Genomic DNA, 24,895 nt, shown 5'->3' with positions numbered 1-24,895 from the left:
GTGGCTACTACAGTGGCTGCGGGACGTCGTTGGTCAGCTCGCGCACCCAATCGAAAGCGGCCAGCTCGATCTCGCGCACCTCGGCCACCGTCAGGCCGATCTTCTTGAGCGCACTCGCCAGTTTGCGGCCGCCCTCGGCCGCCTCGAGCAATTCGGCGATGCGCAGCATGGTGCCGAAATCGCCTTCGCGCTCGAGCAGCGCTTCGCGCACGTCGTGCGCGATGTCGACGTGGGCCAGGATGTCGGCCATCGGCACCGAAAACAGGGCTTCGGCCAGCGACATGATGCCGACCGTGAAGGCGCGGTCGGCGCTGGCGGTGTCGCCTGGCCGCACGCGCAGGGTCATCAATTCGAGCAGTTTGCCGCGGGTCGTGGCCAGCTGCAGCAGCGGCGACTTGAGCTCGACCCGGGCGCCAGCCGCCGTGTAGAGCAGGATCTGCAGCCAGCGCCCCAGCTGGCGCCGGCCGAGCTGGACCAGGGCCTGCGACAGCGATTCGATGCGCGGACCCGGCACAGCGCGGCTGTTCACCAGGCGCAGCAGGTTCAGGCTGATCAGGGCGTCGCGCTTGACGGCGGTTTCGATCGCCTGGCTGTCGGCGTTCGAGTTGACCAGTTCCAGCAGGCGCAGGATGGTGATCTCGGACGGCGTGATCTTGCGTCCGCTCAGGATGACGGGGCGGGCGAAATAATAGCCCTGGAAATATTCGAAGCCGAGTTCCATGCACAGCTTGAACTCGTCGATGGTCTCGACCTTCTCGGCCAGCAGGGTCTTGCCTGTGCCGCGCAGCGATTCGACCAGTTGCGCCAGCTCGTTCGGGGCCACGCCCTTGACGTCGACCTTGATGATGTCGACCAGTTGCACCAGCTTATCGAGCTCGCTCGAGTGCTCGACCACGTCGTCGACCGCGAACTTGAATCCCAGTTCCTTGAGCTCGGCCACCCGCGCCAGCAGTTCCGGCGTCGGCTCGACGGTCTCGAGGATTTCCAGGATTACCTTGTGCGGAGGCAGGAAGCGCACGAAGTCGCTCATCAACACCACCTCGTCGACATTGACGAAGGCAAGCTGCTCGCCCACCACCTGCTCCATGCCGAGCTGGGATGCATGCGAGATGACGGCGGCGGTGGCCGCGGCGCCGTCGGTCAGCTTGGCGTCGTCGTCCTCGCCGGCAGCACGGAACAGCAGCTCGAACGCCACCAGATGCTGGTCGCGCCCGAGGATGGGCTGACGCGCAAGAAAGAAATCATCGGACGGCACGGAGACCGCTGCCGTTGCATCGGCGTGCATCGAAAAATACTCCTGGAAACAGTCACGGCAGCGCGCCGCGCCCGGTGGACGGCACGCGCCACCCACCTACGCCGACTATACTACAAAAATGCTAATCTTAGCATTTCGACATCGAATCGAGCGGTGCCGGATCACCCCAGGCCGCCACTGCCACCGCCACCGCCTTGACGGGTGCGTCCATTACGCGGTGCGCTCGGCGCTGCCGGCCGGGCCGCGCTGTTGCGCGCGGTGCGCGGTGCGCCCTCGCGCGGGCCCGCAGCCGCATCGGAGCGGGTGCGCGACGCATTGCCGCGTGGCGCGGCAGTACTGCGCGGCGCTCCATCACGGGGTGCACCATCGCGTGGCGCGGCAGTGCGTGGACCACCGGCGCGCGCCGGTTTAGCTGGAGCGGGCGGCGCTTCGTCGGCGCGCGGCATGCTCTGGCCCGGCAGGCGCAGGCTGCCCTTGCCCGACAGCGGGCTGGCGCGGCGTGCATTGCCCACCGGCGCCCGTGGCGTATCGCCCACCATACGGCCGGCGGCGGCGCCGGTCACTTGCGTGCCCGTCTCGATCGTGAAGCGGGCGCCGGCGTCCTTGCCCAGCACGCGCACCAGATAGGGCATGACTTCGCGCAGGATCGGCTCGAGCGTGTACGGCGGGTTCAGGATGAACATGCCGCTGCTGTGCAGGCCGGTGCCGTCCGGGGTCGGTGTATTGGTGGTGAGCGTGACGTTGAGCCATTCCTTGGCCGGCAGGCGCTTGAGGCGGTCGGCGAACTGGCGCGACTCCATGCGCTGCAGCACCGGATACCAGATCGCGAAGATGCCGCTCGGGAATTTGGCCAGCGCTTCGTCGAGCGCGTCGCGCACGCGCTTGTAGTCGTCCTTGATCTCGTAGGGCGGGTCGATCAGCACCAGCGCGCGGCGCGACGGCGGCGGCAGCAGCGCCTTCATGCTGTGGAAGCCGTCGCCATGCTCGATCATCACGCGGCGGCCGCGCGAGCGCTCGCCCTGCTCGGCCTTGTGCGCGTCGAGCTTGCGGAAGTTATCGGCCAGGATCTTGCAATCGGCCGGGTGCAACTCGAACAGGCGCAGGCGATCCTGCTCGCGCGACATCTGCTCGGCCACGTAGGGCGAACCCGGGTAGTAGCGCATCTTGCCGCTCGGATTCATGCCCTTGATGAGGTCGAGGTATTCCTTCAGCGGGGCCGGGACGTCGGTGCAGTTCCATAGCGGGCCGATGCCGGTATCGAACTCGGCGGTCTTGGTCGCCTGGAAACTGTCGAGCGCATACACGCCGGCGCCCGAGTGGGTGTCGATATAGGTATAGGCGGCATCCTTTTGGTTCATGTACAGGTGCAGCTGCACCTGTACAAAATGCTTGAGGACATCGGCGTGGTTACCCGCGTGGAAGGCGTGGCGGTAGCTCAACATAAGCTGGAATTCCTAAAAGAGGTTGCCGCGAGAAAGTTGGCGGCAGAATTAGGCGCCATTATCCACTACAACCGGCTGCGGCTGGGAATTCCAGTAGGGTCGGCGCCTCCGCCGACCCTACGATCACGCTACCTTTTTCGCTTCGAAGAACTGTTCGTCCTCCGTCGAGCCATGCAATGCGGTGGTCGAACTCTGGCCCTGCTGGATGGCCTGGGTCACGGCGTCGAAGTAGCCGGTGCCCACTTCGCGCTGGTGCTTGACGGCGGTGAAGCCCTTCTCGGCAGCCGCGAACTCGGCCTCCTGCAGCTCGACGAAGGCCGACATGCCGCTGCGGGCATAGCCGTGGGCGAGATTGAACATGCCGTAGTTGAGCGAATGGAAGCCGGCCAGCGTGATGAACTGGAATTTATAGCCCATGGCGCCCAGCTCCTGCTGGAATTTGGCGATGGTGGCGTCGTCCAGGTTCTTTTTCCAGTTGAACGAGGGCGAGCAGTTATAGGCCAGCATCTTGCCCGGGAATTTCGCGTGGATGGCGTCGGCGAAGCGGCGCGCGAACTCGAGGTCGGGCTTGCCGGTCTCGCACCACACCAGGTCGGCATACGGCGCATAGGCCAGGCCGCGCGAGATCGCCTGCTCGATGCCCGGCTTGACGCGGAAGAAGCCCTCCACCGTGCGCTCGCCGGTGCAGAATTCCTTATCGTTGGCGTCCACGTCGGAGGTGAGCAGGTCGGCCGCCTCGGCATCGGTGCGGGCGATGACCAGGGTGCCCGTGCCCATCACGTCGGCCGCCAGGCGCGCGGCATTGAGTTTCTCGACCGCCTCGCGGGTGGGCACCAGCACCTTGCCGCCCATATGGCCGCATTTCTTGACCGAGGCCAGTTGATCTTCAAAGTGCACGCCGGCGGCGCCTGCCTCGATCATCGACTTCATGAGCTCGTAGGCATTGAGCACGCCGCCGAAGCCGGCTTCGGCATCGGCCACGATTGGCGCGAAGTAATCGATGTCGTCCTTGCCTTCAGACCATTGAATCTGATCGGCGCGCTGGAAGGTATTGTTGATGCGGCGCACGACCAGCGGCACCGAGTTGGCCGGGTACAGCGACTGGTCGGGATACATCTCGCCAGCCACATTGGCGTCGCCCGCCACCTGCCAGCCCGACAGGTAGATCGCCTTCAGGCCGGCCTTCACCTGCTGCATGGCCTGGTTGCCGGTCAGGGCGCCGAGGGCGTTGACGTAGGGCTCGTCGTGCACCAGCTGCCACAGCTTGTCGGCGCCGCGCTTGGCCAGGGTGTGCTCGATCGGGACCGAGCCGCGCAGGCGCACGACGTCGGCCGCGGTGTAGTTGCGGACCACGCCTTTCCAGCGCGGATTGCTGTCCCATTCCTGCTGCAATTCGGCGATTTGCTGTTCACGGCTAGTCATGATGCTCTCCTGAAGATGATTGACAACGATTGGTAGGTAGTGCGAATCCGTTGAATCCATCATAGCCCGCTTAGTGCGCAGCACAATCACTCTTATATAAGACAGATTACTATAATTTTGTCTTTTGTTTTCAATGGCTTGAAATCCCCATTCCGGTATGCGAAATGAAATTTCTTACAATGAGAACAAGTTCAGGTCTGGCTTTGCTGCGCATTCCATATGGCAGGACGATCATTTCGCATCCTGAAAAATCGCGCCTTAATTCCCATCAAGAAAGACCCCTGCAGGCGAGCGTAAACGGACAAAGGGCGCAGCAGATGCCGCGCCCTTCAGTCGCTTTACAACGAATGGCTTACTTGGCCAGGTCGACTGTCTCGTCGCCGAACACGAGTTCGCCGTGACGCACCCGCACCGGAATCGTGTCCTTCGGTCCGAAGCGGCCCGCCAGGATCGCCTTGGACAGCGGATTCTCGATCTGCTGCTGGATCGCGCGCTTGAGCGGACGCGCGCCATACACCGGATCGTAGCCGGCCTCGGCGATTCTTTGCAGCGACTCTTCGTCGATATCCAGCGTCATTTCCATCTTGGCCAACCGCGTCTCCAGGTTGTGCAGCTGGATGCGGGCGATGGCGCCGATATTCTTCTCGTCGAGCGCATGGAACACCACGATCTCGTCGATCCGGTTGATGAACTCGGGACGGAAGTGGCCACGCACCTCGGCCATCACGGCCATCTTGACCACCGCCGGTTCGTCGGTGTCCATCGCCTGGATCCGGTGCGAGCCGAGGTTCGAGGTCATCACGATCACCGTGTTCTTGAAGTCCACGGTACGGCCCTGGCCATCGGTCATGCGGCCGTCGTCCAGCGCCTGCAGCAGCACGTTGAACACGTCCGGGTGCGCCTTCTCGATCTCGTCGAGCAGGATCACGCTATAGGGTTTTCTGCGCACGGCCTCGGTGAGATAACCGCCCTCCTCGTAGCCGACGTAGCCCGGCGGCGCGCCGATCAGGCGGGCGACCGAATGCTTCTCCATGAATTCGCTCATGTCGATGCGGATCAGCGCATCCTGGGTATCGAACAGGAAGCCCGCCAGCGCTTTACAAAGCTCGGTCTTGCCGACCCCGGTCGGACCCAGGAACATGAAGGAGCCATAGGGACGGTTCGGGTCCGACAGCCCGGCGCGCGAGCGCCGGATCGCATCCGACACCGCCTCGATCGCCTCGTCCTGGCCCACCACGCGCTTGTGCAGTTCGTCCTCGATATGCAGCAGCTTGTCGCGCTCCCCCTGCATCATGCGCGCCACCGGGATGCCGGTCGCGCGCGACACCACTTCGGCGATCTCTTCGGCGCCCACCTGCGTGCGCAGCAGCTTCGGTTTCACGTTATCCGTCTCCGCACGGGCCGTGGCTTCCTCGGCCTGGCGCAGCTGCGCTTCCAGGTCCGGCAGGCGGCCATACTGCAGCTCCGAAGCCTGCTGCCAGTTGCTCTGGCGCTTGGCCTCGTCCATCTGGAAGCGGATGCGCTCGATCTCTTCCCGGATGTGGGTGGTGCCCTGCACCGCCGCCTTCTCGGCCTTCAGCACTTCTTCGTAGTCGTTGTACTCGCGTTCAAGGCGCGCGATCTCTTCGCCGAGCAATTCCAGGCGGCGCTGCGAGGCTTCGTCGGTCTCGCGGCGCACGGCTTCGCGTTCGATCTTCAGCTGGATCATGCGCCGCTCGAGGCGGTCCATGACTTCGGGCTTGGAATCGATCTCGATCTTGATCTTGGCCGCCGCCTCGTCGATCAGGTCGATCGCCTTGTCGGGCAGGAAGCGGTCGGTGATATACCGGTGCGACAGCTCGGCCGCGGCGATGATTGCCGGGTCGGTGATGTCCACCTGGTGGTGCAGCTCGTACTTCTCCTGCAGGCCGCGCAGGATGGCGATGGTCGCCTCCACGCTCGGCTCGTCGACGATGATCTTCTGGAAGCGGCGCTCGAGCGCGGCGTCCTTCTCGACGTACTTACGGTACTCGTCGAGCGTGGTCGCGCCGACGCAGTGCAGCTCGCCGCGCGCCAGCGCGGGTTTGAGCATATTGCCGGCGTCCATGGCGCCTTCGGCCTTGCCGGCGCCGACCATGGTGTGGAGCTCGTCGATGAAGACGATGGTCTGGCCTTCATCCTGCGCCAGCTCCTTCAATACGCTCTTGAGCCGCTCCTCGAACTCGCCGCGGTACTTGGCGCCGGCCAGCAGCGCCGCCATGTCGAGCGACAGCACGCGCTTGCCCTTGAGCGAATCGGGCACTTCGCCGTTGACGATGCGCTGGGCCAGGCCCTCGACGATCGCGGTCTTGCCCACGCCGGGCTCGCCGATCAGCACCGGGTTGTTCTTGCTGCGCCGCTGCAGCACCTGGATCGCGCGCCGGATCTCGTCGTCGCGGCCGATCACCGGGTCGAGCTTGCCGGCGCGGGCGCGCTCGGTCAGGTCGAGCGTGTATTTTTTGAGGGATTCGCGCTGGCCTTCGGCCTCGGGCGAGTTTACGGCTTCGCCGCCGCGCACGGCTAAAATGGCCGACTCCAGCGATTTACGGGCCAGGCCGCTTTCGCGCGCCAGGCGACCGGCGTCGGACTTGTCGTCGGCCAGCGCCAATAGCACCATCTCGGACGACAGGAACTGGTCGCCGCGCTTTTGCGCCTCGCGATCGGACAGGTTCAGCAAGGCCATCAGGTCGCGTCCGGCCTGGACGTTGCCGCCGGCGCCGGTGACCTTCGGCTGGCGCTCCAGTTGCGCCTTCAGGGCATTGGTCAGCGCGCCGACATTGACGCCGGCGCGCTGCAGCAGCGAGCGCGCGCTGCCGTCGTCCTGGTTCAGCAGGGCCAGCAGGAGGTGAATCGATTCGATGTATTGATTGTCGTTGCCGACCGCCAGGCTCTGGGCATCCGCCAGCGCTTCCTGGAGCTTGGTCGTCAATTTATCTTGCCGCATGGTGTTGCTCCCTAGAGGTTGTTATTAGCTTGAGAGCAAGATAGGGATGAACGGGCGGGTTTTCAAGATAGCCGGCGCCTGCCGGGAGCTAACCGCGCAGCGCGCGCCAGATAGCGAATCCGGCCGCGCACAGCAGCAGCGCGCCAAACAGGTGCAGCGCCGTATGCGCCAGCGCCCAGCCGACCTCTCCGCGCTGCAGCAGCGTCACCGATTCGCCCGAAAAGGTCGAGAAGGTGGTCAGGCCCCCGAGGAAACCTGTGATGACGAACAGGCGCCATTCGGGCGCCAGTTGCGGCTGGTCGGTGAAGAAGCCGAGCGCCAGGCCGACAAGAAAGCCGCCGACCAGGTTGGCCGCCAGGGTCCCGATCTGCACGAAGCCGTGCAGGCCGCCCAGCCACAGCCCCAGGCCCCAGCGCAGCCAGGCGCCGAGCGCGGCGCCGATGCCGACCGCGGCAAAGCTCAGGGCGCTTCCCACTTGGCCTTCGCGGTATCGTCGCTGACGCGGGCGTCGACCCAGCGCGCGCCGTCAGGCGTTTGCTCTTTCTTCCAGAACGGCGCCTCGGTCTTGAGGTAGTCCATGATGAATTCGCAGGCCGCAAACGCATCGCCCCGATGGGCGGCGCTGCAGGCCACCAGCACGATCTGGTCCAGCGGCGCCAGCGGGCCGACGCGGTGGATGACCAGGGTGCCGTACAGGGGCCAACGTTCAGAGGCGCGCGCCGCGATTTCCTCCAGTGACTTCTCGGTCATGCCCGGATAGTGTTCCAGCTCCATCTCGGAGACCCTGGCGCCATCGTTCAAGTCGCGCACGGTGCCGACGAAAGACACCACGGCGCCGATGCGCGCATCGCCGGCGCGCAGGCGCGCCACTTCCTGGCCGAGGTCGAAATCCCCGGTCTGTACCCGTACTTCGTTCATGAATGGTCCTTCGGCTGGCGCAGCAACAGGTGTTCGATGCGGGTCTCGGTGCGCACGTCGAGCAGGGCCGGCAACGCCAGCAGCGCGCGCAGTTCGGCCGCCTGCGCGCCCGGCTTCTGGCCCGACTTGAGGGAGCTTTGCAGCACCTCGACCTGCAGGCGCAGGCGCTCGCGCGCGAACTCGGGGCCGCTGTCGATGCCGGCCGCGATTTCCAGGCGCAGCAAGTCGTTCAGCAGGTGCTCACGGTTGCCTTCCATCTGGCGCACGTAGGCGGCGCGTTCGCCGTCGGACGCTTCCAGTGCCGCAAGGGCGGCGTCGAAGCGCGCATGCAGGATCGGCTCGTAGCCGCCGTCCAGCGCCAGCATGGCGTCCCAGCGCCCGCGCCAGTCCGAAGCCTGGGTTTGGGCGTCGGGATTGGCCAGTGCCGTCTCGAGCGACTGGACCAGGCGCAGCTTGTCGCGCACGGCCCCGGCCAGCGCCGTATCCTGCGCGCGGCGGGCGGCGTCGGCATGCTGCTGGACCTTGGCGATAGCGGCGTGATAGCGCTTGTCGATGCGCGCCTCGTGGGCGCGCGGCACCGGGCCGATCGCCTGCCATTCGGCGGCGGCCTCGCGGAGCAACTTGCCGACGTTGGCCGGCAGGGCATCCGGCGCGGCTGCTTCCAGGCGTTCGCACACGGCTTCCTTGGCGATCTCGTGGGCGCGGCGCTCGCTGTCGGCCGCGTGCGCCTGCTCCTTGCGCGCGGCGAACAGCGCGTCGCAGGCGCCGCGGAAGCGCTGCCACAGCGCCTGCTCGGCCTTGCGCTCGAGCGGCAGCGCGCGCGCATGTTCCTGCCAGCGCGCCTGCAGCTCGCGCAGCATGTCCACGGCGTGGCGCTCATGCGGGTCGAGCTTGTGCACTTCTTCGATCAACTGCTCGCGCACCGCGATCTCGACCTTGCGCTGGTCTTCCAGCGGGCGTTGCAAGGTGGTCAGCGCGTCGGCGAACAGGCCGTCCAGGCGCTTCTTTTCCTTGCGGTCGACCGCGCCCAGGTGGCTCCAGGCGGTGCGCAGGCGCTGCACGGTGCCGGACACGTGCTTCCAATCGGCCTCGCCCGATTGCAGGCGCCCGATCTCGGCTTGCGCTTCCTCGACCAGGGCCTGGCCGCGCGCCGCATTGGTATGGCGTTCGTCGGCCAGCTGCCTGAAGTGGGCTGCGGCCGGCGCATAGGCGGCGCTGCAGGCGGCGTCGAAGCGCTCCCACAGGCTGCGCGGCGCCGGGCCGGACAGGCTGTCCAGGGCTTTCCAGCGATCGCGCATGCTGCCCACCTTCTTGGCCAGCTCGGCCATCGCCAGGCCCTGGGTCGGCAGCGATTCGACGGTCTTGATCAGTTCTTCGCGCGAGACGTTGCCGCCCCAGCGCGCCCAGTCCGACAGCCGCTTGAGCTCGGCGCGCAGATGGGTCAGGCGGTCGGCCTGCGGCGCGGAGAGGCGCATGCCCTTGTCCCTGGCTTCCTTCAGCGCCTTGTCGAGCTCGGCGGCGGTGCCGAGCGAGCCTTGCTGCAAGGCTGCTTCGAGCGCATCCATACTGTCGAGGAAGGACTGGTCGGCGCCGCGTGCGGCCGGCCTGCCGCCCTCTTTTGCGCCCTCCTTGCTGCCCTCCCTCACGACCGGCACCGGCTTGGCCGGACGCGTTTCCTGCGGCAGGCCCGCGAGCAGCGCGTCGAAGCGCTCCTGCAGGGCGCCGCCAGCGGCGTTGGCCGGCAAGGCCGGCAGGCGCTGCCATTCCCGGCGCAGCGTCTCCTGCTTGAGTTCAGCCGGAGCCTGCGCTTGCCATGCAGCCAGGGCCGCCCCGCGCGCGGCCAACGCGGCCTGGTCTTGTTCGATCGTCGCCAGGCTGGCCGTCAGGCGTGCGTGTTCGGTCGCGAATTCGGCGACCAGGGCGCGCGGCAGCGAGGCGTGGCCGGGATCGACCAGGGCCGCCTCCTGCTCCTGCTGCAGCCCGGCCAGGCGCGCGGCCAGCGCGGCCGCGTCCAGCCCACCCGCGTCCAGGGCGCGCAAGACGGCCAGGCGGTCGATCATGGCGCGCTGCAGCGCCACCTGCGATTCGAGGCGGCGGCCGAGTTCGGCGCGCACGGTGTCGAAGTCGGGCGCCAGCTCGGGAGCGCGGATGACCGACCATTTGCGGTCCAGCTCGGCCACGTGGTTCGGGGTCAGGAGGGTGTCGTTCAGCAGCGACCGGGCCTGGGCCAGCGCCTCTTCGCCGCGGCGCAGTTCGGATTCATGGTGGCGGATCGCGTCCAGCCTGCCCTGCACCAGCTTGGCGACGCGGCGGTCGACGTTGCGCATTGCCGTGTGCACGCGCTCGAGGTGCTCGCGCCCGTGGACCAGTTCGGCCGCGGCCAGGCGCAGTTCGGAAAATTCGGATTGGAGGATGAAATCGACGGCGGCCGCTTCGTCGGCGCCCAGCGCCTTGAGCCGTTCGGCCTGGCGTGCGCGGGCATCAGCGAGCGCTAAGCGGGCAGCCTGCGCGTCATGCGCAGCAGCAGCAGCAGCAGCAGCAGGAGTGCCCGACTTGCCCGAACCAGCCTTGACGCCGCGATCCGCCGGCCCCGAGGCCTTCGCCGCGGCAGGTTTGGCCTCCGGCTTGTCGCCGGACGTGGCCGATTTCCCGCCCTGCCGCTTGAATAGGAATTCGAACATGATGAAATCGCACTTCCAAAACTCCCATCATAGCAAAGAACCTCGGCTTCGATCGACATGTCCGGCCCGGCTGCCCCCTTAGTTTACGAGTGGCAAAGCGTGATTTTGCCTTGAGGAAATCTCAGCTGGCGGCGGCCCGCGCATCACGCCCATGTCGGCGCCGCGACTGTCGCCACGGTTTTCGCTCTGGTGGGCGTCGTGCGCCAGCATCTGGTTGGCGATGGCGAACCAGGCCTCGCCCGGGATCATGGTGCGCGCCAGCGGCAGCAGTTCGCGCTCTTCGCGTTCGAGGCGTTCGAGCAGCAGCTCGCAGCAGCGCTCGAGCGCCGCCAGGCAGCTGGGATCGCCAAGGGCGGCTGCCGCCTGCGCCGCCTTGCGCGCTTCGAGCGCCTGCCGGCCCAACCCATCCAGCTCGGCCACCAGCCGGGCGGCACCCTCGCCGCGCCGGCGCAGCGCCGGCAGCACGAACTTGTCGAGCTTGCGCCAGTGGCAGGCCTCGCACACCTGGCGCAGCGCTTCGCACGCCTGTTCGTACTGGGGCATGGCGGGCGGTTCGCCCCACCAGGCACAAGGTCGCCAGCGCTCGAGCAATGCCTGCACCTCGATCCGCGTGCGTGCTTGCTCGACGGACAAGGCAACAAGCGTATAGGTTGATGTCAGCATGGTGTCTCCTCTCAATTTGCTCCTCCGGCGCGCGTGGATAATCCATGCCTATGGCGGTCGGGGATGCTTTATAGGGGTAGCCGGCTATTGTGTTTGGTATGTGCCGGCCGACAGGAACTTCGTAGTGTAGAGAGAAGAAGGTGGGCGGGTTTGACATTGATCAAACCCGATTTCACAATGCGAGCGAGGTCAGACGGGGTGAATTTCCTCTACAAAACACTCTTCCAACATGCTACCGCTGCATCGCACTGCGCCGCGCCCATCCATTGTCCAGCAGGGCGGCGCCCAGCTGCGCTATAGTAAGCGCGCTTTCCCGATCCTGCCTACCGACCTTCTTCACCCTCACTCGTCAATTCCTCATGCGGCTGCTGCACACCTCCGACTGGCACCTCGGCCAGACCCTGCACAATCACGACCGGACCTACGAACACCAGTGCTTCCTCGACTGGCTGGCCGACACGCTGGCCGAGGAGCAGATCGACGTGCTCCTGATCGCGGGCGACATCTTCGACACCGCCAATCCGTCCTCGAACGCGCAGCGCCAGCTGTACCGCTTCCTGCAGCAGGCGCGCACCCGCGTGCCGCACCTGCAGGTGGTGGTCATCGCCGGCAACCACGATTCGCCGGGCCGGCTGGAAGCGCCGACGCCGCTGCTGGAAGCCCATGGCACGATCGTGGTCGGCAACGTCCTGCGCCGCGGCGACGGCGAGATCGACCTGGAACGCCTGCTGGTGCCGCTGCGCGACCGCGACGGCAATACCGCGGCGTGGTGCCTGGCCGTGCCCTTCCTGCGCCCCGGCGACCTGCCGCGCCTGCGCGCCGCCGACGGCAGTGAGCCGGCCGAAGACAGCGTGCGCGACCCTTATATGCACGGCACCGCCCTGCTCTACCGCCAGGCGCATGCGCTGGCGCGCGAACGGGCGGCCGAAGGCCAGGCCATCGTCGCCATGGGCCACTGCCATATGGCCAAGGGCCAGGCGTCCGAAGACTCCGAACGCCGCATCGTGATCGGCGGCAGCGAGGCCCTGCCGGTCAGCATGTTCGACGCCGGCATCGCCTATGCGGCCTTGGGCCACCTGCACCTGGCCCAGCGCGTCGGCGGCCTCGAACACGTGCGCTATTGCGGCAGCCCGCTGCCGCTGTCGTTCTCCGAAGTCGGCTACCAGCACCAGGTGCTGCGCATCGATCTCGAAGGCGGCAAGGCCGGCGCCATCACGCCACTGTTCGTGCCGCGCCCGGTCCAGCTACTGCGCGTGCCCGCCACGCCGGCGCCGCTGGAAGACGCGCTGGCGGCGCTGGAGGAGCTGGAACTGGACCCTGAACTCCCGCAGCAGGCCTGGCCCTATCTCGAAGTGCGGGTGCTGCTGGACGGACCCGAGCCGGGCCTGCGCGCCCGCATCGAGGCGGTCCTGGAGGGCAAGCCGGTGCGGCTGGCCAAGATCGAGCCGACCCGCAAGCTGGTCGCAGCAAGCGACGAGGCCGAAGCCCTGAGCCTGGACCAGCTTGCGCAGCTGCAGCCGGACGACATCTTCCGCCGCCTGTGGCGGCAAAAATATGGCGACGAGGCGCCGCCCGAGCAGATCGCGTCGTTCGCCGAACTGTTCCTCGCCGTGGAAGGAGACGCGCCATGAAGATCCTCCGTATCAGCGGCAAGAACCTGGCCTCGCTGGCGGGCGAATTCGCGGTCGACTTCGAATCCGGGCCTCTTGCCACCACCGGCCTGTTCGCGATCAGCGGCCCAACCGGCGCGGGAAAAAGCACCCTGCTCGACGCCCTGTGCCTGGCGCTGTACGACGCCACCCCACGCATGCTCAAGCGCGCCGGCAGCCAGTTGCCGGACGTCGGCGGCGACACCGTCTCGGCGCTCGACCCGCGCACCCTGCTGCGGCGCGGCGCGGCCGAGGCCTGGGCCGAAGTCGACTTCGTCGGCAGCGACGACGGCCGCTACCGCGCGCGCTGGAGCGTGCGCCGTTCCTACGGCAAGCCGGGCGGCGCGCTGCAGCCGGCCAAGATGAGCCTGCACCGCCTGCCGGAACTCGCGCCGATCGGCGGCACCAAGACCGAGGTGGCGGCGGAGATCGTGCAGCGCATCGGCCTGTCGTTCGAACAATTTACGCGCGCCGTGCTGCTGGCCCAGAACGAGTTCTCGGCCTTCCTCAAGACCGACGAGAACGAGCGCGGCGAGCTGCTCGAGACCCTCACCGGCACCACGGTCTATAGCGAGATCTCGCGCCGCGCCTTCGAGCGCTACAAGCTCGAACAGCAGCGCACCCAGGTGCTGCAGGCCAAGCTGGCCAATGTCGCGCCGCTGGCACCAAGCGAGCGCGCCCAGCTCGACCTCGAACGCAGCGCCGCCGATGCCGCGCGCGAAGCGCTCGACAGCCGCCACGCCCTGCTGGAACAGCAACTGCGCTGGCACCAGGAGCTCGACAAGCTCGGGCGCGGCCAGGCCCAGGCCGAGGAAGCGCTGGCCGCCGCCAACGCCGAGCGTGGCGCGGCTGCCGAACGACGCCAGCGCCTGGCCACGCTGGAAGCGGTGCAACCGGCGCGGCCGCTGGCGGTCGAAGTCCAGCGCCTGGAAGCCGAGCGACGCCAGGCCCATTCTTCGGTCGCCAAGCTCGAAGGCGAGCTGGCGGCGGCGCTCGAACTTCGCCGCACCAGCAGCGCCGAAGTCGATGCCGCCATCGCGCGCCTCGACGCGCTGGATGAGCAACTGCGCGCCGCCGGACCGCAACTGGACCAGGCCAAGGCGCTCGATGCCGCACTCGAGACGCTTGCCCCCGGCCATACCCAGGCAAAAGCCGCGCTGGAAGCGGCGCGCCAGCAGGCCCGCGAAGCGCGTGTCCAGCATCAGGCCAAGTCGGAAGAACTCGCGCGCGCACGCGGCCTGGTCGAGGCCGCCGCCGCGTGGCTGGCGGCCCAGTCCCGGCACGAGGCCGTGGCCACCGGATGGCAGCAGTGGGAACGCCTGCTGCGCCAGGCCGGCCAGGCCCAGTCTTCCCTCGCCGCCGGTGCAACGACGCTGGCGGCAACTCGCGCGGCGGCCGACCAGGCGGCGGGACGTGACGCCCAGGCGGCCAGCGCGCTGGCGCAGGCCATCGAAGGTCTCGACACACTGGAGGAGAACCGGCGCGCGGCGATGGCGGCGCTCGGGGAGTTCGACGCCGAGGCGATCGGCGCCGAACGCCAGCAGCTGGAAGGACGCCGCGAACGGCTGGCGGCGGCCGAACGCGCCTGGCTCGACCTGTCGGCGGCGCGCGAGACGCTGGCCGGACTCGCGCGTGAATCCGAGCGCGCCGCAAGCGCGGCGGCCGGCGCCGAACGCGCCCTGCACGAGGCGCGCGCCGCGGCGCCGACACTGGAAGCGGCAATGGCACAGTCGGAACGCTCGCTGAGCGCCGCCGAACTGGCGTGCGCCGCCAATGTGGAGCAACTGCGTGCGAACCTGATCGACGACGATCCCTGCCCCGTTTGCGGCGCCCTTGAGCACCCGTACGCCCATCAGGATGCGACGCTGAACGCGATGTTGACGGGCCTGCGGGCCGAAGTCGACGGTTGCCGCCTGCGGGTGCGCGAGAATGGCGCGCTGCAGGCGACCCACGGCGCCGCCCTCGCCGCCGCCCAGGAACGGCTGGAGGCGCTCGCGCGGGACCGCACGGCAATCGATCTGCGCATCGCCGGCCTGGTCGAGGCCTGGGATGCCGATCCACTGGCGGCCGAGGCGCCAGGCGAACCGGCACGCGTCGACTGGTTCGGCGTTCAACGCGGCGCCGTGCGCGACGCGCTCGATGCGCTGGCGCGGCGCGAGCAAGCCTGGCGCGCCGCCGCCAGTGCGCGCGATGCGGCCCAGCGTGACGTCGACGGCGCGCAATCGGTGCTGGCCAAATTGCGCCAGAATGCCGAGACCGAGCGCGAGACGGCGGCCCGCTTGCAGAACGAACTGAAAGCATTGGACTCCGGCCAGCAGGCGGCAGCCACGCAACTGGATGCCCTGCTGGCCGAGCTCGATCCCGCCATGGCGGCCGCCCACGGCGACGGCTGGCAGACCGCATGGCGTCGCGATCCCGCAGGCTGGAGCCAGGCCCGCGCGACGGAAGCCGCCGGCTGGCGCGAGCAGACCGAGGCCCAGGCCCGCGGGGCCGCCGCGATCGCGCCGCTGGAAGTCGAGGCGGGCGCGCTCCAGGCGCGCATCGCCGAGATCGACGCGGCGGGCGTCAGGCTGGCCTTTGAGTTCGAGCGCATCAACGGCGAGTCGGGCGCGAAACGCGCGGCGCGCGCCGCCTTGTGGCAAGGCCGCGCGGTGGGCGAGATCGAACGCGAACTCGCCGCCGCCGTGAGCGGCGCGCGCGAGCAGGTCGCGGCGCGCCAGCAGGCCGCCAACGAGGCGGCGCAGGCCGAGACCCGGGCCCGCACCGCGCAGGCCCAGCTGCTCGAGCGCATCGCGGAACTCGACGGAGCCGGCGCCACGGCCAGCGCGCGACTCGCCGACTGGCTGGAAGACTACCGGCGCCAGGCCGACGGCCTGGACGACATCAATGACACCGACGAACTGGCGCGCCTGCTGCAGGTCGGCGCCGCCTGGCTGGCGCAGGAGCGCAGCGCCCTGAACGCCATCGAGACCGGGATCGCCAATGCCAGCGCGATCCTGGCCGAACGGCGCGCCCAGCGCGCGGCGCATCTCGCGTCGGCGCCGCCGGACGGCCATCCGTTCGAGGCGGTGCAGGCCACCTTCGGCGCACTGGTGGTCGAACGCCAGGCATCGATCGAAGCGGCGACCGCCTTGCGCCTGCGCGCGATGCAGGACGACGAGCGGCGCCGCCAGGCGGAATCGAGCCTGGCCGAGATCGAGCGCCAGCAGGCGCTCGATCAGCGCTGGGGCAAGCTGTCGGAGCTGATCGGCTCCAGCGACGGCAAGAAGTTCCGCAACTACGCCCAGCAATTCACGCTGGACGTGCTGCTCGGCTATGCCAATGAACACCTGAAGCAGCTGGCCCGGCGCTACCGGCTGGAGCGCGTCAGCTACCAGGGCATGCCGTCATTGGCGCTGATGGTGCGCGACCAGGACATGGGCGGCGAAGTGCGTTCGGTGAACTCGCTGTCGGGCGGCGAATCGTTCCTGGTGTCGCTGGCGCTGGCGCTGGGCCTGGCCTCGCTGTCGTCGAACCGGGTGCGGGTCGAATCGCTGTTCATCGACGAAGGCTTCGGCAGCCTCGATAGCGAAACGCTGGGAGTGGCGATGGACGCCCTGGACGCGCTGCAGTCGATGGGCCGCAAGGTCGGCGTGATCTCGCACGTGCAGGAGATGACCGAACGCATCGCGACCAAGGTGCTGGTGCGGCCCGCCGGTGGAGGCAGCAGCGCGGTGGTGGTGGAGTAAGGTGGAATAGAACCGTATTGTTGGCCAAAAGACGTCGTCCCCGCGAAGGCGGGGACCCAAGTTCACACGCACAGCCACTACGATCTGCTTTAGTGGTCTGCGTGATACTTGGGTCCCCGCCTGCGCGGGGACGACGTTTCAGAGCTAACGATTGAAGGCTGTTCGCTCGTTGGATCAGTGGTTGTGCCGCGGCATATCATGCCCCACGCCGCGATACGGCAAGGCGAGCTCCATGCACGCGCCCTTGTGCAACTGGCCCACCGAGGCGCGGTAGATCTCTTGCCACGGGGTCTGGCTGGCGGGGATCGCCGGCGGCGTGTCCTGGCGGCGCGCGTCCATCTCTTCATCCGACAGCAGCACGTCGCAACGGCCGTGGTTCAGGTCCACGCGCACCACGTCGCCCGTGCGCAGCAGCGCCAGGTTGCCGCCGGCCGCGCTCTCGGGCGAGGCGTTCAGGATCGACGGGCTGTCCGAGGTGCCCGACTGGCGGCCGTCGCCCAGGGTCGGCAGGTTGCTGATGCCTTGCTTGATCAGGTGATCGGGCGGCTGCATATTGACCACCTCGGCCGAACCGGGCCAGCCGACCGGACCCGCGCCGCGGATCACCAGCATCGTGTACTCGTCGATGCCCAGGCTCGGATCGTTGATCCGGTGGTGATAGTCGTCGGAGCCGTCGAACACGACCACCTTGCACTCGAAGCAGTTCTCGTGCCCCGGATTGGCCAGGTAGCGCGCGCGGAAGGCCGGCGAAATAACGCTGGTCTTCATGATCGCGAAGTCGAACAGATTGCCCTTCAGGACCAGGAAGCCTGCGGTATCTTTCAGCGGCTCGGCGAACGGCTTGATCATCTCGCGGTCGTCGGTCTCGCGGTTGTAGATGTTCTCGGCAATGGTCTTGCCGGTGACGGTGAGGCGCTGCGAGCGCAGCTTACCCGCCTGCTCCAGCTCCCACATCACGGCCGGCACGCCGCCGGCGCGGTGGAAGCGCTCGCCCAGGTATTTTCCGGCCGGCTGCATGTTCAGCAGCAGCGGCACGTCGTAGCCGTATTCCATCCAGTCTTCTGGCGTGATCTCCACGCCCGCATGGCGCGCCATGGCCACGATGTGCGGCTGGGCGTTGCTCGAGCCGCCGATCGCGGCGTTGACCACGATCGCATCCAGGAAGGCGTCGCGGGTCAGGATCTGCGACGGGCGCACGTCATCTTTCGCCAGTTCGACGATGCGGCGGCCCGTTTCGTAGGCCATCTGGCCGCGCTCGCGGTATGGCGCGGGAATCGCCGAGCAGCCGGTGAGCGACATGCCCAGGGCCTCGGCCACTGCATTCATCGTCGAGGCGGTGCCCATGGTGTTGCAGTGACCGGCCGACGGCGCCGACGCGGTGGCAATGTCGACGAACTTCTTCTCGTCGATGGCGCCGGCCGCCAGCTGGCGGCGCGCCTTCCAGATGGCGGCGCCGGAACCCACCAGCTCACCCTCGAACCAGCCGTCGAGCATCGGGCCGCCCGACAGCACGATGGCGGGAATGTCGACCGTGGCCGCAGCCATCAGCTGGGCCGGCACGGTCTTGTCGCAGCCGGTGGTGAGCACCACGGCATCGATCGGATAGCCGTGCAGGATCTCGACCAGGCCGAGATAGGCCAGGTTGCGGTCCAGCGCCGCGGTCGGACGGCGGCAGTTCTCGAAGATCGGATGCAGCGGGAATTCCATCGGAATGCCGCCGGCGTCGCGGATGCCGTCGCGCACCCGCTTGACGGTCTCCAGGTGGATGCGGTTGCACGGCGTGATGTCGCTGCCGCTCTGGGCGATGCCGATGATCGGCTTGCCGCAGCGCAGCTCCTCGGGCGTGATCCCGTAGTTCATGAAGCGCTCGAGGTAGAGCGCGGTCATGTCGATGCGCTCGGGATTGTCGAACCAGTCCTGGGACCGGTAGCGGCGCTTGGCGTTGTTGCTCGCGTTGTTGCTCATTGAGTCGATTATTCTATGGTTGATCCTGCAACCGCAGCGCATGCTGCGGCAGTCCCGGCACGTCGGCGCGGAAAGTGAACAGCCCGCCCGCGAGCGGCTGCGCCTCGAGCTGGACGGCGGACAGGCCCTTGCGCGCCGTCGTAGCATACACGGTGCGCAGGTCGTCGCCGCCGAAGGCCAGCTTGGTGATGTTCGCACACGGGAAGCGCACTTCGCCCAGCTTGCGTCCCTGCGGGTCGAAACGGTCGATGCGCCAGCCGCCGAAGGTGGCCACCCACAGGCAGCCTTCGGCGTCGACCGCCATCCCGTCCGGATACCCGCCGTCCGCCAGTTCGGTGAACAGGCGCTTGCGCACGACCAGGCCGTCCTGGCCCAGGTCGAAGGCAAAGATGCGCTTGGCCAGCGTATCGGTGTGGTACAGCGTGCGGCCGTCGGGGCTGACGGCCGGGCCGTTGGTGATCACGTAGCCGTCGTCCACGCGGCTCGCCGCGCGGCCGTCGAAACGGTACAGGGCGCCGGTGGCCTGGTCCTCGGCATCGTCCATCGAACCGAACCACAGGCGTCCCTCGGCGTCGACGTGGCCGTCGTTGAAGCGGTTGCCCGGCTGGTCGGCCTCGACCTTCAGCAAGGGCGAGAATTCGCCGGTGGTTTCATGGAAGCGGTACAGGCCATCTTCCAGTGAGCAGACGAAACCGCCGCCCGTGACCGGCACCACGAAACTCACCTGCCCCGGCGCATCCCAGCTGCGCTTTGCACCGTCCCGGGTGTCGTAGCAATGCAGGCGCCGGCCCTTGATGTCCACGAACCACACCTGGCCCGCCGCGCCATGCCACAGCGCGCCTTCGCCAAGCGTGGCCCCCACCTCCCACAGGCAGTGCGGCGCGGTGTTCATGCGCCGTACCAGCCCGCGTCGACGAAGTATTCGCGGCCGCTGCAGCGGCGCGCATTGTTCGAGGCGAGGAACAGCGACAGCGCCGCCACGTCCTGCATTTCCACGCGCTCCTGCAGGCACTGGCCGTTCAGGATGCGCGCTTCCTCGTGCGGCGTATGCCACAGCGCTTCCTGGCGCGGGGTGCGCACCGCGCCGGGAATCACCGCCACCGCGCGGATCCCGTGCGGTCCGAGCTCGCGCGCCATGGCGCGCGTCATGCCCTCGACGCCGGCCTTGGCCGTCATGTACAGGGCCAGCTCGGTATGCGGCAGGTGCCACGAGATCGAGCCGAAATTCTGGATCACGCCATGGCCCTGCTCGCGCATGCCTGGAATGACGGCCTGGGAACAGAAGAACTGGTGACGCAGGTTGACGTTCATCCGGCTTTCCCAGTAGGCCGGGGTGACGTCGCCGATGTGGTGACGATCGTCGTTGGCCGCGTTATTGAGCAGGATGTCGACGGCGCCGGCTTCCTGCACGATGCCGTCGAAGGTGCGCTTGAGCGCGTCGAGGTCGGTCAGGTCGCAGTGGAGGAAGCGCGGCGCGTGGGTCGGGTCGGCCACCGATTTGGCCAGCGACTCGGCCAGGGCGCGTCCTGCGCCCTCGGCGATGTCGAGGAACCAGACCCGGGCGCCCTGGCCGACGAAGGCGGTGACCAGCTCGGCGCCGATGCCGCTGCCGCCGCCGGTGATGACGACGCGCTTGCCGTTCAGGTCCGGATAAGTTGCGTATTCAAAGGCTGCGCTTTTAAAGCCCGGTTGATTGATGTCAGACATGGGTTTTTCGTATTAAGGGCTGTTTTTTATTTCTGGACCAGCAAGCCGCGCTGCGCCAGGTTGGCGTACAGCGCGCGCACGCCGAAGGTCCAGGGCGTGATCGCGTCGCTGCGTTGCACGGTGTTGACCAGGGTGCCGAGCGATGGCGTCGAGATGCCGACCTTGTCGCCCAGGTGGTGGGTGAAGCCGCCGCCTGCCGCGTCACGGTCCTTGATCGGCGAGAACATCGTGCCGAGGAACAGCATGAAGCCGTCCGGGTACTGGTGGTGCGCGCCGCAGGTCTGGGCCACCAGGTCGAGCGGGTCGCGGCTGATCTCGCGCATGCGGCTGCTGCCTTCCAGGATGAAGCCGTCGTCGACGCCTTCGATCAGCATGTTCACCTCGCACTCGCGCAGGGTGTCGAGCGTGTACGTATCGTCGAACAGGCGGACGAAGGGGCCGATGGCGCAGGAGCCGTTATTGTCCTTGGCCTTGCCCAGCAACAGGGCGCTGCGGCCTTCGATGTCGCGCAGGTTGACGTCGTTGCCCAGGGTGGCGCCGACGATCTCGGCGCGGCTGTTCACCGCCAGCACGATCTCGGGTTCCGGATTGTTCCAGTGCGAGGTCGGATGCAGGCCGATGTCGGCGCCGTGGCCGACCGACGACATCGGCTGCGACTTGGTGAAGACTTCGGCGTCCGGGCCGATGCCCACTTCCATATACTGCGACCACAGGCCGCGCGCCGACAGCTCGGTCTTCAGGCGCGCCGAAGCCTCGGAGCCCGGGACGATGTCCGACAGGTCGGTGCCGATGGTTGCCTGCAGCTGCTCGCGCAGCGCCTCGGCGCGCGACGGGTCGCCCTTGGCCTGCTCTTCGATCACGCGTTCCAGCAGGCTGACGGCGAAAGTCACGCCCGCGGCCTTGATCGCCTGCAGGTCGCATGGCGCCAGCAGGCGGATGCCGTTGGCGCCGGGCTCGCCGCGCAGCGCGGCGTCCATCAGCGCGCGCACCTCGCCCAGGTCCTCGCCCTCGGCGCTGCCCGCGATGGCCAGCAGGTCGGAGCGTTCGAACAGGTCGGCCACGGTCGGCGCATGGCGGGTGATGTCGACCAGGCGGCCGCCGCGCACGGCGACCACGGCTGGACCTTCGTTGGCGCCGGTGCGCCAGACCCGGCCGACCAGCAGCGCGCGGTCGAGGTCATCGGGAAGCGGATTGGCTTGGAGTGTAGTCATGATTCCTCTATTGATGATGCCGCCCTTGGGGGCGGCAGTATCGGTATGTGATGAAGCATCGGCGGACATGATTCTAACATTAATGTTAACGCAATCATTGACCAACATCGGGTTTGATCCTGACTTCCCTGCCCGCGCTCACCGGTACACGGCAAGCGCGGGCAGGATCGTCAAGCCGCGCCGGTATCAGAACTTGCCGCGCAGGCCCAGCTGGAAGGTACGGCCCGGGTCATAGAACCCGAACTGCGCGTTCTCGAACTGGAAGTAGGAGTCGCGCTTGGCCTTGTTGATGTTGACGACATCGAAGGTGATGGTCGGCCAGTTTTCACGATCGAACACCTGCTCGAGATCCACGCTCGACGAGAAGTCGGCCTGCTTGTAGGCACGGCCATACAGGGCAGCCGCCGCGATACCGTTCTGGCCGCCGTTGGCCGCCTGGCTGCCTTCGCGGTAGGTGTGCGAGAAACGGGCCATGAAGCCATGGTTCTCGTAGTAGACGCCGAAGTTGTTGCTCTTGCGCGGCACGTTCAGCGCCACGAAGCCGTTCGTGCCTTCGCCGCTGGCCGACTGGTTGATCAGGGTCGCGGTTTCACTGAAGCCGAAGCCCTTGATCGGCAAGAACTTGTCGAGCGGTTGGACCCAGCCGATTTCCAGGCCGCGGATGCGCAGGATGCCGCCGGCATTGCGTTCCTGGCTCATCACCACGGTCGCCGCGCCCGGACCGCCGCGCGCGTCGATCGCTGCCTGCTGGTTCGGAATCAGGTTGTTGTAGGTGACGCCATACTGTTCCAGCGCGCTGAACGGCAGCGAACGGTTCTCGATCACGGTGAAGCCCTTGAGCTTCTTCTGGAACACGGTCAGGCTCACATAGCCTTCGCCGCCGGTGTACCAGTCGACGCCGAAGTCCAGGTTCTTCGAGATGTAGGGCATCAGTTCGGGGCTGCCGATCGTGCCGACGTCGGCCGACACCGAACTGAAGTTGATGCCAGGACGCAGCGAGTTCGGATTGGCGCGGGTCATGCTCTTCGATGCCGCGGCGCGCACGATGACATTGTTGGCGACCGTCAGGGCGGCGGTACCGGATGGCAGCGTGTTGTTGTAGGTGTTGTTCACATACTGCCACTCGGTCGCGTTCGGGTACTTGGAACCGTTCGCCGTGAGCGTTGCATTGCGTGGGTCGCTGAACGAATTGAGCGAGCCGACCTCCTGCTTGGTGCGCACATACCGCACGCCGGCGTTATACCGGAACGGCATATTGGCGAGCAGGGTCGAGCCGTTGATCTCGGTATAGAAGCCCGAGCTCTTCTCGCGCATATAACCCGCGCTCGCCCCGGTCGACGAACTGGTCGAATCCGGCGCCGTCGAGTTGTAGTAGTCGTAGTTCGAATCCTTCCTGAAACGGTCCCAGTCGACGACCAGGCGGCCGTATTCGCCAGGCACCAGGTAGCTTGCCAGCTTGTCGGCCGGGATCAGCGAGCCCTGGTAGACCAGCTGGTCGGTGCGTCCCGCGGTGTAGCCGGTGCCGAAGCCGGGATAGAGCGCCGCTGCGCTCGCGCCAGGCGTGTTGGCGCCGTCGCAGGCCGGGGCGCCGTTGGGGCCTTGCAGGAACACGCTTGGATTGTTGCCGCACACCGCAGCCTGCCAGGCGGCCGAGTTGTCCTGGCCGCGGATGCGGCGGTCGATGTCATCGTAGGCGTAGCCGAGCTTCAGGTTCAGCTTGTTGTCACCCCAGGTCAGGTCGGTATGGAAGCCCTTGGTGCTGGTTTCGCGCAGCTCGTTCTGGATATTGACGCGGCCACCTGCCCAGCCGAGATTGGCCGGGTTGTTCACATCGTTGTTGAACGTGATGCTCGGTACGCCGCCCTTGGTGGCGTCATACGTGGCCACAAGGCCGCTGCCCGCCGCGGTGATCGGCATGACGGTCGGCGCTTCGTGGGTGAAGTCCGACTCCGTCGCGTTGGCCTGCGCCTCGAGCTTCAGGGTTGGCGCGATCTGCCACGTCATCCCCGGGTTGATGCCCTTGAGGGTGGTCTTGTCGCGGCGTGGGCCGTATTCGATGAAGTAGCGCGAGTTGGCGAAGGTGCCGCCCGTCGCCGTGCAGCCGGCGTTGCAGTCGGGACGGTCCACAGTCATATTGAGCGGAATGGCAAACTCGTTGCGCATCGCCCAGGTGTAGCCGACGCGCTGCATGTCGTCGTCTTTTTCGCTGTACAGCGTATCGACGTAGAAGTGCAGGTTCTCGGTGGGACGGTATTCGGCGCTGATGATGGCCGCGGCCTTGTCGCGGTCGCCGTAGTACTCCATGTAGCGGCCGAGGCGAGGCACCAGCGCGTTGTCGATCGCGGTGATGCTCGTGCCCGGGTTGTTGGCTTCCAGGAAGCCCTGGTTGATCGGCGTACCGGGAACGAGGCCGGCGCCCGCGCCGACTGGCACGGTGCCGGGGATCGTCCAGTTGCCGCCGCCGGTGTTGTTACGCGACGGCAGGCCATTCTGCGCAGCCGACAGGTTGGCATTGGTCAGGCCGACCGTCTCGTAGCCGGTGGTGCGTGCCTTCTGGCGGTTGTAGTACACGCCGCCGAGGATACCGAATTTGTCGCCCCAGGTCTTGCTGGCCAGGAGCGAGCCACGTGCGCCGACGTCGTTGGCGATTTCCTGCTTCTGCGCGGTCGCGCTGTAGACGACGTAGGTGCCTTCCTTGTCGAAGGGACGCGCGCTGCGCAGGTTGACCACACCGGCGGCGCCACCCTCGAGCTGCGAGGCATTCGGGCTCTTGCTGACGGTCAGCTTGGTGAACAGTTCGGTCGGCAGCAGGTCGAGGTCGATCTCGCGGTTGGTGCTGGCGCCGTCGATCGGTCCGGACGACGCCACGGCGATCTGCGCATTGTTCAACAGGACTTTGGTGAAGCTCGATCCCAGGCCGCGGATCTGGACGTTCATGCCCTCGCCGGTCACGTCGCGCGAAATCTGGACACCTGGAATGCGGCTGAGCGATTCAGCGATGTTCTTGTCCGGGAATTTACCCATGTCTTCCGAACTGATGGTGTCCTGGAAGCCGACGGCTTCCTTCTTGTCGCGCGCGGACGCCAGCAGACTGCCGCGGTAGCCGGTCACTTTCACGACGTTCACGTTGGCCTGCGCGTTGGCGTCGGGGGTGGTGGTGACGGTGGTGTCCTGCGCATATGCCTGGTGAACCAGGCCGGCCATGACGGTCAGGCCAAGCGCCCATTGGCGCCGGCGAGCCGCACCCTGCTGCTGAGAATTACGAGTCATTCAATGTCTCCTGATGGTTTTT

15 protein-coding genes are annotated in these 24,895 nt (G+C 67.3%); 2 read left to right on the top strand and 13 right to left on the bottom strand.

All coding sequences use genetic code 11. The features are described from left to right. Nucleotides 1-7: 7 nt before the first annotated feature. The 8 genes from AC3A6F_RS07635 to AC3A6F_RS07600 all read right to left on the bottom strand — a co-directional run bounded on the left by AC3A6F_RS07635 (nt 8) and on the right by AC3A6F_RS07600 (nt 11,343). On the bottom strand, nt 8-1,285 hold the full coding sequence (locus AC3A6F_RS07635; protein ID WP_487679448.1) for an EAL and HDOD domain-containing protein: 1,278 nt from the start codon (nt 1,283-1,285) through the stop codon (nt 8-10). Nucleotides 1,286-1,416: 131 nt separating this feature from the next. After that, complete coding sequence (locus AC3A6F_RS07630; RefSeq protein WP_487679446.1) at nt 1,417-2,697, bottom strand: 23S rRNA (adenine(2030)-N(6))-methyltransferase RlmJ; 1,281 nt, start codon at nt 2,695-2,697, stop codon at nt 1,417-1,419. A gap of 123 nt (nt 2,698-2,820) precedes the next feature. Beyond that, nucleotides 2,821-4,119: an isocitrate lyase gene (aceA, locus tag AC3A6F_RS07625; RefSeq protein WP_487679444.1), complete on the bottom strand. Its 1,299-nt coding sequence runs from the start codon at nt 4,117-4,119 to the stop codon at nt 2,821-2,823. Nucleotides 4,120-4,471: 352 nt separating this feature from the next. Further along, on the bottom strand, nt 4,472-7,081 hold the full coding sequence (gene clpB, locus AC3A6F_RS07620; protein WP_487679442.1) for an ATP-dependent chaperone ClpB: 2,610 nt from the start codon (nt 7,079-7,081) through the stop codon (nt 4,472-4,474). A gap of 88 nt (nt 7,082-7,169) precedes the next feature. Continuing rightward, nucleotides 7,170-7,556, bottom strand: a complete 387-nt coding sequence (crcB, locus tag AC3A6F_RS07615) for a fluoride efflux transporter CrcB (protein ID WP_487679441.1) — start codon at nt 7,554-7,556, stop codon at nt 7,170-7,172. Next, a complete protein-coding gene (gene moaE / locus AC3A6F_RS07610; RefSeq protein WP_487679439.1) occupies nt 7,541-7,999 on the bottom strand; it encodes a molybdopterin synthase catalytic subunit MoaE in 459 nt (152 codons plus the stop codon). The genes crcB and moaE overlap by 16 nt, the downstream gene beginning before the upstream one ends. Then, nucleotides 7,996-10,680, bottom strand: coding sequence for a DUF349 domain-containing protein (locus AC3A6F_RS07605; protein WP_487679437.1), 2,685 nt, complete (start codon nt 10,678-10,680; stop codon nt 7,996-7,998). Before AC3A6F_RS07605 ends, moaE begins: the two co-directional genes overlap by 4 nt. A gap of 78 nt (nt 10,681-10,758) precedes the next feature. Continuing rightward, nucleotides 10,759-11,343, bottom strand: a complete 585-nt coding sequence (locus AC3A6F_RS07600) for a hypothetical protein (RefSeq protein ID WP_487679436.1) — start codon at nt 11,341-11,343, stop codon at nt 10,759-10,761. A gap of 359 nt (nt 11,344-11,702) precedes the next feature. Between AC3A6F_RS07600 and AC3A6F_RS07595 the strand changes: the two genes are divergently transcribed. Beyond that, nucleotides 11,703-12,974, top strand: coding sequence for an exonuclease SbcCD subunit D C-terminal domain-containing protein (locus tag AC3A6F_RS07595; RefSeq protein ID WP_487679434.1), 1,272 nt, complete (start codon nt 11,703-11,705; stop codon nt 12,972-12,974). Then, nucleotides 12,971-16,720: an AAA family ATPase gene (locus tag AC3A6F_RS07590; protein ID WP_487679432.1), complete on the top strand. Its 3,750-nt coding sequence runs from the start codon at nt 12,971-12,973 to the stop codon at nt 16,718-16,720. Before AC3A6F_RS07595 ends, AC3A6F_RS07590 begins: the two co-directional genes overlap by 4 nt. A 174-nt stretch (nt 16,721-16,894) precedes the next feature. Here AC3A6F_RS07590 and AC3A6F_RS07585 read toward each other — a convergent pair whose 3' ends face one another. The 5 genes from AC3A6F_RS07585 to AC3A6F_RS07565 form a co-directional block, all read right to left on the bottom strand. Next, nucleotides 16,895-18,685, bottom strand: coding sequence for an IlvD/Edd family dehydratase (locus AC3A6F_RS07585; RefSeq protein WP_487679430.1), 1,791 nt, complete (start codon nt 18,683-18,685; stop codon nt 16,895-16,897). 13 nt (nt 18,686-18,698) lie between these two features. Continuing rightward, nucleotides 18,699-19,577 (bottom strand): SMP-30/gluconolactonase/LRE family protein, encoded by an 879-nt coding sequence (locus AC3A6F_RS07580; protein WP_487679428.1) that lies wholly within the window; start codon nt 19,575-19,577, stop codon nt 18,699-18,701. Then, nucleotides 19,574-20,392, bottom strand: a complete 819-nt coding sequence (gene xylB, locus AC3A6F_RS07575; RefSeq protein ID WP_487679426.1) for a D-xylose 1-dehydrogenase — start codon at nt 20,390-20,392, stop codon at nt 19,574-19,576. Before xylB ends, AC3A6F_RS07580 begins: the two co-directional genes overlap by 4 nt. A 26-nt stretch (nt 20,393-20,418) precedes the next feature. Then, nucleotides 20,419-21,603, bottom strand: coding sequence for a fumarylacetoacetate hydrolase family protein (locus AC3A6F_RS07570; protein ID WP_487679424.1), 1,185 nt, complete (start codon nt 21,601-21,603; stop codon nt 20,419-20,421). Between the two features lie 186 nt (nt 21,604-21,789). Then, nucleotides 21,790-24,873 (bottom strand): TonB-dependent receptor, encoded by a 3,084-nt coding sequence (locus AC3A6F_RS07565; RefSeq protein WP_487679422.1) that lies wholly within the window; start codon nt 24,871-24,873, stop codon nt 21,790-21,792. Nucleotides 24,874-24,895: the final 22 nt, after the last annotated feature.

The organism is Massilia sp. Soil_C_3 (assembly GCF_057657035.1).
Note: the sequence above shows the minus strand (reverse complement) of the source record. Positions and strands in the feature narration are given on the sequence as shown.